Origin of the sequence: Pseudomonas sp. R1-15, from assembly GCF_051132085.1 — a bacterium.
Classification (GTDB): domain Bacteria; phylum Pseudomonadota; class Gammaproteobacteria; order Pseudomonadales; family Pseudomonadaceae; genus Aquipseudomonas.
In genome coordinates, this window is sequence record NZ_CP071660.1 from 4,355,532 (window position 1) to 4,363,769 (window position 8,238).

The following is an 8,238-nucleotide window of genomic DNA, read 5'->3' on the forward strand; positions in this document are numbered from 1 at the left end:
AACCAAGGCCTGATCACTCCGCATCACCACAGGCTCAGAAATAAATCTGTCCCCTTTTCTGTCCATAAACAATACGCTCCCTTTATCGGTCCTTTTCCGTAAAACGAGATCACATGGAGATACTTAGTATCTCTATGCACTTTTAGACACCTGAAGCATCAATGACACCAGTATAGCTAGCGACTAAGCGTATATGTTCAAGCATTAGCTTTTCGTCTTCATCACTACTGCTACCCAACCCAAACTCAGGCAGCTTAGAGTACGCACCGCTGAGCTCTTCAAAAACATCATCTGTGAAAGGATCATTCCTAGCAAACTTCACCCCCCCCATTATTGCCACGAAAAATAAAGCGGTGAGGGCCTGAACCCTTACCCGGTGCGCTTTGGAATGCAAAAACGCATCCATCTCATCGTAAGCGTAAGCAAAGGCCTGATAGATTGTAAGACCTTTATTATGAGTAGCTTCACTATACGAAACCTGCATCTCATACAACATGTCGGAATAACTCAAAGGACCTCCAATAAAACTCAATCACGCGTAAATACATTCAACTGGATATTTGGATAAAGCTCCCTAAATTGTAAGATCACCCCTGTACAGCTAGGACAAACTGCTTTTTCAGAGAGCAAGTTTATGCGCCCTGTTGCGCTAGTATTCTGACCAAGCCTCTGCGCAACTGTTTCCAAGATCTTAAATTCAGTATCCGCATCTCTCAAGTATGCACCCGGCCCACCTATATATTTTGAAGTTGCGCTATCCGGCTTCAGAACCCAACTATCTAAGCTTCCATTTGGCTTTGGTAGAAAATCGTCGACACGCTGATCGTACCCGCTAAAAGACTTCATCAGCAATTGTTCACTGGATAGGGCAGGTATGTTGATTTCTGCAAAAGCAACATTACCTCTGTCAGGTAAATCCTGCCGGACATCCTGAACTGCTCCTATTAGCCGATTACGAATATCTGGAGAACTGTTGTTATCGAGATACACCAATACGGGTTTAGGCCCTTGCCCCACAATACCTACAGGTGTCTTCCCGGTTGTTAATCCAGAAAGCCCACCTTCCAGCGCAACCCCAATACCAACGCCTATAGCAGTGCTGGACGCCTCATTCGACTGTAGGACCGCAGCACCGCCACCCTGCATAATATGCAAGTTGTCCAAGTACCCTTTCAGCCGAAGCTCCTCCGGAATACTCAAGACTGCGTTCCAAGCCTCCTGCACATCAGCCGCCGCACAGCTAGGACAGTTGGCCGCTCCCATTGCCCAAAGCGCCGCCTTCGACGGACCGCTTGCCATGCCTTCCACCGCCAAGGCAAAACCTTCCTGGCTACCTCGTCCCTTGGCGTCAAGCACTTCACGCATGTAACGTGCATCGGTCCGGTAGTCTAGCGGATCAACCAATGCAACGTTCTTGAGCATTTTATCGAGTGCGGTTTTGTCTTTAAACAACTCGACCAGGCCAACACGCTCATTGTTGTAATCGGCCAACGACACCTTGAACAGCGTGTCGCTCTTGTACTGGTTCAACTCCACTCGAAGATAATCTGCTGCTCTCGCCGTCTTACCTTCCGTCAGCACACTGTCCCAACCACGGTCCACCATGGCGGCAGCAGTACGCAGCAGTTCCTGCTGTGCCTTCTCTTCGGTTAAGCCGTTCTGCGCAGCGTATCGCTTTACTCGCTCTTTATCGCTGGCAAATTCGATTTCGTCCGGGTGCAGTTGACGGTTGTATTGCGTACTGTTCTGCGCAGCCCATGAACCGGTTTGCAAGTCTGCCGCATCACCACCGCCTGCTGCGGCCGCAAGTACGCCGATCAACTGAGAGTTCATCACCCACAATCTTTGCTTCTGGTCAGGCTGCATGGCGTCGTATTGCTTGGCCAGAGTATCAACCAGAGCCTCGTTCAAGCCGGCAGCCAGTGCGCCAGTCTTGAAATCACCTCCAGCTACCTCTGCTGCGAGACCGCCCATTACTGCATGCAAACCAACCTTAGCTAGACCGCCTTCCTTTAAATCGAACCCTTTACCAAGATCCCCTACCAGATTGAATCCCGCCGCAGCAAAGGTATTCGCCAAACTGCTACGCAGGGCATCGTCGAACTGGCTATTACCACCGAGCGCCCGGTCCAGCAAAGTTGACGTACCGTTCTGCAGCAGTTGGTTGGCACCAAATCGGCCAATTCCTTCCAAGCTCCCTAAACCGCCTTGCGCAATTACCTTGCCGGCGTTAGGCAAGACGCCCTCCACCGTGGTGGTGGTACCGGTCATCTTGTCGAAGATGCTGGCTGTCAGACCCGCCGTTACCCCCGACACCACGTAACCGCGCAAGGCGTCCGAAGAAGTTACGTCCTCGAACACCGCTCCCAGGTTGCCACCGTTATTGATAAAGCTGATGGTGGCGTTGCTCGCGGCGCCGGTTGCGATAGCGGTGAGCGCCACGTTGGCCCAACCTGCGGCCACTGTTGAGCCAGCCAATGCGCCGCCGGCCACAGCTCATGTGGTAGCTGTTCCGGCTGCGGCCAAGGCTGCACCTGAACCAGCTGCTGCAGAACTCCCGGCCATGGTGCCAATCAAGCCACTGGCCGCGCCTGCAGTGAAGTAAACCACGAGAATAGCGATGATCATCTGCACAGCCGGCCCCATCCCGGAGTGGCTGTATTTGTAAGAGTCGTGAACCTCCTTGACCTTGCGCCAATCCACGTCGCCGCGTTTCTCGGCTTCGGCCAACCATGCCAGTTGCGGGTCCGCATCGATCATGGCTTTGATCGATTGGTGCACGCTCTCTTGGCTGACCTGCTTAATATCAATGTTCAGCCCATCGACAGCTTTGATTGCGATAGCACCAGCAGCAACCATCTGGGTCTGACGCAGGGTTTCGTCGGTACTGCCTTTACCCGACATTGAACTCCAGGCCATGCTGCCTTTGCTTTTTGCATGGTCTTCTTTGTGCAAATCCTTCAAAGCTTCGAAAGTAATCGAACCACCACTGTCGAGCGAAATATCCCCACCACTCTCCAGTTTCGCCACCTGATACCGCTGATCCCCCCCACTGACCAACGTCAAATCCCCCCCAGCGCTGATCTCGCTCCCGATGTTTTTCACATCCGTCACTTCATCGCGCTGAGTCTTCTTACTCCCCCAACCGCCCTTCTTCTCCATGTCATACAGCGTGTAGTCGGAGTTCTGTGCGGCCAGCAGTTGCAGTTTGTTCTGCGCCACCAGATACGCTTCATTCGCGGCGCTGATGCGGCTGGCGATCAGGGTCATGTCGTTGCCGGCGCCCAGCACGACGTCGCCGCCGGCTTTCACGGTGGTGGCGACCTGGCTGACGTGGTCTTCCTTGCGGGTGACGCTTGAGCCTTTGTTGTACGAATGCACTTCATCCGCCGCCGACGCCAGGGTCATGTCGCCGCCGGCGCTCATGCCCACGTCGCGCTTGGCTTCGAGTTCGCTGGCGATGGCTGTCAAGTTGCGACCGGCCGTGACATCCAGGTCCCGGCCTGCCGTCACTTCGGAAGCGAGCTGTTTGATCGCCGAGTCATCGTGATCGCCGTGGTCGGTGATGCGGTCGGCCTTCTGCGCCGAGACGATGTTGACGTCGCGGCCGGCTTCGAGGGTCAGGTCGTTGCCGCTGCGCACGACGCTGCCGATGGTGTTGAAGTCGCGTCCGGCGTCGATGCTCAGGTTGTTGCCGGCCTCGATCCGGGCGGCGCTGTCGGCAAAACCCATCGACCATGACCAGGCGCCGTTTTTGTCGTCGTAGTTGGTCACCGTGCGTTCGTTGACCACGTCGCCCCGCGCCGTGGTGAGCGACACGTCGCGCCCGGCGATGATGCCGCCGGCCTTGTTGGTCAGGTCGTTGCCGGCCAGCAGGTCGAGGCGGTTGCCGGCCTCCATCAGGCCGCTGTTGGTCAGGTCGTTGGCGGCGGTGGCCGAGAGGTTATTGCTGGCGCGCAGGGTGCCGGCGTTGCTCAGGTCCTTGCCGGCGATCAGGGTCACGTCCTGGCCCTGGATCAGCGCGCCGTTGGCGGCCAGGCGGTTGTTGGCGTTGGCCAGGTACAGGACTGGCGTGAGGACTTGCTCGCCGTTGACCTCGACGTTTTCCATCCAGACGATGTCGTGGGTCAGGGCGGCGACTTGTTCGGAGGTGAGGCTGACGCCCACGGACAGGTCGAGCTCCTGCTTGCTGGCGAGGGCGTTGTTCATCAGGTACTTGAACATGCCCTCGTTGGAGGTCTGGCCTTCGAGGAAGCGTTGGCCGGTGCGGGCGATGACGGCTTGCTGCACCAGGCGCTGTTCATAGAGGCCGTCGCCCAGACGCTTGGCGCTCTGGTCGGGGTCGTAGCCGAGGCTCTGCAGCAGGTAGTCCGAGCTCATGAATTGCTTGAGCTCGGTGAGCGCCGGGTTGGTTTCGATCAGGTATTTGTGCGGGTTGGAGGTGACTGTCGCATTGGGCAGGGCTGCCACGCGCGCCACCGTCTGGCTGGTAACAGGCTTGGGAATTGCCACCGAAACATCAGTCGCACCAGCGCCTCCGATGCCGGTGCCTTCGTGGGTATGTCCAGGCAACTGGGGCATGCCTGTAACCGGGTCCGTCGGGATTGCGGTCTGGATGGTTGAGGCGCCGACGGTAATGTCAGCACCTTCGCGAGCCAGTAATTGCAACTGCCGATCGGCCGCCGAAACCTGCCCGACGTCAGCAATCTGAAGGTTGCGCCCGGTGAGGGCCGGTATACCGGTGGTCCGGTCCGAGGCGCTCACGCTGGCACCGCCTATCGTCCAGGTGGATGGCACCACCGGCGCCTGAGAGGCCGGCGCGCTGCTGCTGCCCTGCCCGCTCAAGCGGAACAGGCCATTCTGGCCTTGGGGCATGACAAAGCCCGGCAAAGCCAGCGGGTCGACCCGTTGCTGGGCCAGGTCAGGTGGAAGCTGGCTGTTGAGATGAACAATGAACGGCGTGGTTGCCCGCAGCGTGCCGGTGTCGTCGACCTTGCTGTCGCTGGTGAGAATTGGCGCGTTGACCGTTTGTACGCTGTTGTTCAGTGAGGTTGAGGCAATGATGGTGGTGCTGTCGCCGGACAATCAGGATCACGATGCGGAGCATCTCCGCCGGACAATCCGTCCCCTTTTACCACGTCCCTTTTTTGCCCTTTTACCGATGGAAGCATTTGCGCAAATCGAGTGCTGCTGAACATGGGCGAAAATCGAGTCTGAAAACCTGATTATTGCTTACGAAGCAGGCACAGCAAGGGGGAGCAAGCTCCCCCTTGGTTTTTTACCGGACACTAGTGACGCAGAGCGTGGGAACGATCATAACTAAGGTGCCGGGCTGGCCTGAGCTTCAAGCTGATCCAGCGCCTTGTCCACCAGCAACTGGCACAACTCCACCAACTGATGAATCCCCAGCGCCACGCTGCGCCGCGTGCCCTCCACTTCAAAAGCCAGATCCTCGGCCATGGCTTTGATTGAGGCCAGGGTTTCCGAGGTACTGCTCAACAGCGTGTCGGCATCGGCATCCGCCGTAACCGAAAACAGGCTGTCAATGCGTGGATCGGTACTTGTCTCAGGAGGTTTCGGGTTGAGGTAATGATCGAGGACTCGCTCGGCGGCGGCGCGGTCTTTCAGCAGTTCTTCGATGGAATCGAAGCCGGCAAGCGGATTGAGTTTGTTGAAGGGTGGGTCGGGGACTGGCTTATCCATATTCAATGCTCCTGCTTAAAAATTGGAGCCATCCCTTTGTCGTTTCCACACAGCATTAGGTGGCAGCGGTACGCGGGGTGGAAATACCGGTTAGCAGGACCCGGCCAGACCGAAGTCTGCCCACGCACAGCCGCCAAGACGCAGTTTGCAGACGAAACGGGACGTCGGCAACACGATGTTCAGCCATGCCACTACTAAATTCAGGTTTCCACACCCGGTCGCTGATTTGGCAGCGACGTTGAAAGGTTAGAGACCGCGCTTCCGATCGACAACCTTAAAAACACGTCGGACATTTCCTTATGTAGGGCCGAACGTTCCTACATTCTCGAAGGACGCATGCCACCTGACAGCCCGACACCATCCCCGTGGCGAGGGAGCTCGCTCCCGCTGGGTTGCGCAGCAGCCCCAAAACCAGCCCCCCCAATCCGGCATCAGCAACTTCGCCCCATTCAGGCACTAAGGCAAGCTCGCCACAGGAACACGCTCCTGTGGCTGCGAGACATCAAACACATGCTGCTCGCACCGACTGCTCACAAACTGGAATTCCACCAGATAAACCTTACTCCGCTCCGGCGTAAAAATGCTCCGGACCGGACCACAGCGGTAACCATTACCAATGCTCCCGCCACTGGCGAAGCCTGACACCTCGAAGGGCTGATCAATGTCAGCCTGAACTTCCAACTGCTGAAAGTGCTTCAAGATTGCGCTGTGCACCGTCTCGTTGACCTTGGCAATCCACCCGAACACCTTGCCCCGACCGGTATCCACTACGGTTCCCTGCACATCCATACGCTGATCAGGATCCGCCGCGCGCCTGATGGAAAACTCCACCGGATAAGGTGGCACCGGACGCTTTCATAATGACCTTGGCGTGCTGTGCATCGACGGTCACTTTGTTTTGCTGGAACTGGATGCCGTTGTTGAGCAGCGAGGGGGAGGAGTCTCTGACGTTGGATTTACAGCCGGGCAAGGTCAGGATCAGCTTAAGACCATAAGGGAAAACTTATACATAAACATTCCATGCATATGATTAGGGGACTCATAGTTGACCGACGAGCCATTCCAGTTTTTTGCATTTCCACCATCGAATCGCACAGTTCATGATTAGCAGGCAAAAACACATCGATCAGCAACGGCCGAGAGCAGTAAAATGGACACCCGAAGAGGGTTAACTAAGTGCCATTCAAGTCTGCCCCCTTTTCCCACGCTCCCCTTTCCCAGTTATTTACTGACGAATCTCTATATAGAATGTTTTTGCGCGAACCATCCAAGACATCCATCCAGGACCAGGAAAAACATCAAGCACACCCTCTAAAATAAAATCTTTTGTGAGCTGATTAGCAAAATAGGATTCGCCAGACAACTGCACACTTCTTTCCCCCGAAGAACCTTGACGATCGGGCGTATATGTATCAACAGTTCTCCTATAAAAAACAACCTCATCAAACACAAACCAACAACCACCAACATACTCGTGCATCGCATACAAGCCACTGGACTCACCTTCATAGTAAGTCCATTCGCCAGTGCCAGTGCGTGCTTTCAATCCCCCGTCACACAAACCCCACTCGACATATTCAGCATTTCGTGAGGGATCATAAATGTAATATCTAGGAAATAGCCGTTCAACATTCTCACTATTTTCCTTCGCACACTTACCAAAATAAATCTTGTTCCCTACGCTCGTAAGCTTTCCATATGGCAATGCTAAGCCGCCCTTTACGAAAACCTTGACCTTACCCGCCTCCTCTTCAAATTCCCCGTAGGTACAGTCAAAAGTATTGAGCACATCAAAGTCAATATTAATAATCATCTGACTTTCTCCAGCACAATTGTTCTCATACTGCGAAGATCCGTAATAACACTCCTACCCGTACGAAGAAATATTTGACCAGCAAATCTTGAGTCTAGATTCGAATCCTGCACTACTCGTAACCCCAGCGATTCCAAGTCAGATGCACTGGGAATTTTTCCATATGGAATAAGGGGAATAACGGGGACAGACCCTGAGGGATCCCTGACATCTACACCCATGGAAGTTTCCGCTATACTTTTATTGCGCCTCCCCCTATAGGATCAAAGCCTTCAGGCCAAACTGTCTCTTCATTAAATATGGCTTCAAAAAAAATAGCACCATCCATTCTCCTAACGCCAAAATTAACGCCACACAAATTCGCCTTGATAAAACTAGCACCACCAACATCCGAATCTTTCAGATTAGACATTGAAAGGTCAGCCTCGGAAAAATCGGCTCCAACTGCCATAACACCCGAAAGATCTGCTGCTTTTATCTGCGCACCAATTAAAGCGGCATTCATCAGTGCAGCACCACGCATGACCACTCCATTTAATAACGAATTATTAAAGGACGCATTTCGCAAATTCGCGCCTGAAAAGTCAGTCTTTATGAGATCTAGACTATCAAAAACCGCACGATGAAGCTCCAATCCTCTGAGGTTCGAGCCTGCCAAACACTCCAAGGGCAACTCTAACTCCTCACCGGTTTCAAAATGAATAACTATCATCTATTCCCCC

At 54.4% G+C, this 8,238-nt stretch carries 7 protein-coding genes; all 7 read right to left on the reverse strand.

Annotated elements, in window-relative coordinates; genetic code table 11:
* Window positions 1–142 precede the first annotated feature (142 nt).
* On the reverse strand, window positions 143–511 hold the full coding sequence (locus J3P97_RS19650) for a hypothetical protein (RefSeq protein ID WP_434656418.1): 369 nt from the start codon (window positions 509–511) through the stop codon (window positions 143–145).
* 17 nt (window positions 512–528) lie between these two features.
* Entirely contained in the window at window positions 529–2,442 is a 1,914-nt protein-coding gene (locus J3P97_RS19655; RefSeq protein WP_434672565.1) for a DUF637 domain-containing protein, read from the reverse strand.
* Between the two features lie 54 nt (window positions 2,443–2,496).
* Window positions 2,497–5,085, reverse strand: coding sequence for a hemagglutinin repeat-containing protein (locus J3P97_RS19660; protein ID WP_434672566.1), 2,589 nt, complete (start codon window positions 5,083–5,085; stop codon window positions 2,497–2,499).
* Between the two features lie 234 nt (window positions 5,086–5,319).
* The gene (locus J3P97_RS19665; RefSeq protein ID WP_434672567.1) at window positions 5,320–5,703 is read right to left on the reverse strand and encodes a DUF6124 family protein; all 384 of its coding nucleotides are present in this window, start codon (window positions 5,701–5,703) and stop codon (window positions 5,320–5,322) included.
* Window positions 5,704–6,159: 456 nt separating this feature from the next.
* Window positions 6,160–6,492 carry a hypothetical protein gene (locus J3P97_RS19670; RefSeq protein ID WP_434672568.1) on the reverse strand — a complete coding sequence of 111 codons (333 nt, stop codon included), beginning with the start codon at window positions 6,490–6,492 and terminating at the stop codon, window positions 6,160–6,162.
* Between the two features lie 436 nt (window positions 6,493–6,928).
* A complete protein-coding gene (locus J3P97_RS19675) occupies window positions 6,929–7,516 on the reverse strand; it encodes a hypothetical protein (RefSeq protein WP_434672569.1) in 588 nt (195 codons plus the stop codon).
* 232 nt (window positions 7,517–7,748) lie between these two features.
* Complete coding sequence (locus J3P97_RS19680; protein ID WP_434572512.1) at window positions 7,749–8,228, reverse strand: pentapeptide repeat-containing protein; 480 nt, start codon at window positions 8,226–8,228, stop codon at window positions 7,749–7,751.
* Window positions 8,229–8,238: the final 10 nt, after the last annotated feature.

Bases quoted from the DNA above. Each gene is read 5' to 3' on its own strand.
- J3P97_RS19665 (WP_434672567.1), bottom strand. From the start codon at position 5,703: ATGGATAAGCCAGTCCCCGACCCACCCTTCAACAAACTCAATCCGCTT.
- J3P97_RS19680 (WP_434572512.1), bottom strand. From the start codon at position 8,228: ATGATAGTTATTCATTTTGAAACCGGTGAGGAGTTAGAGTTGCCCTTG.
- J3P97_RS19670 (WP_434672568.1), bottom strand. From the start codon at position 6,492: ATGGATGTGCAGGGAACCGTAGTGGATACCGGTCGGGGCAAGGTGTTC.
- J3P97_RS19675 (WP_434672569.1), bottom strand. From the start codon at position 7,516: ATGATTATTAATATTGACTTTGATGTGCTCAATACTTTTGACTGTACC.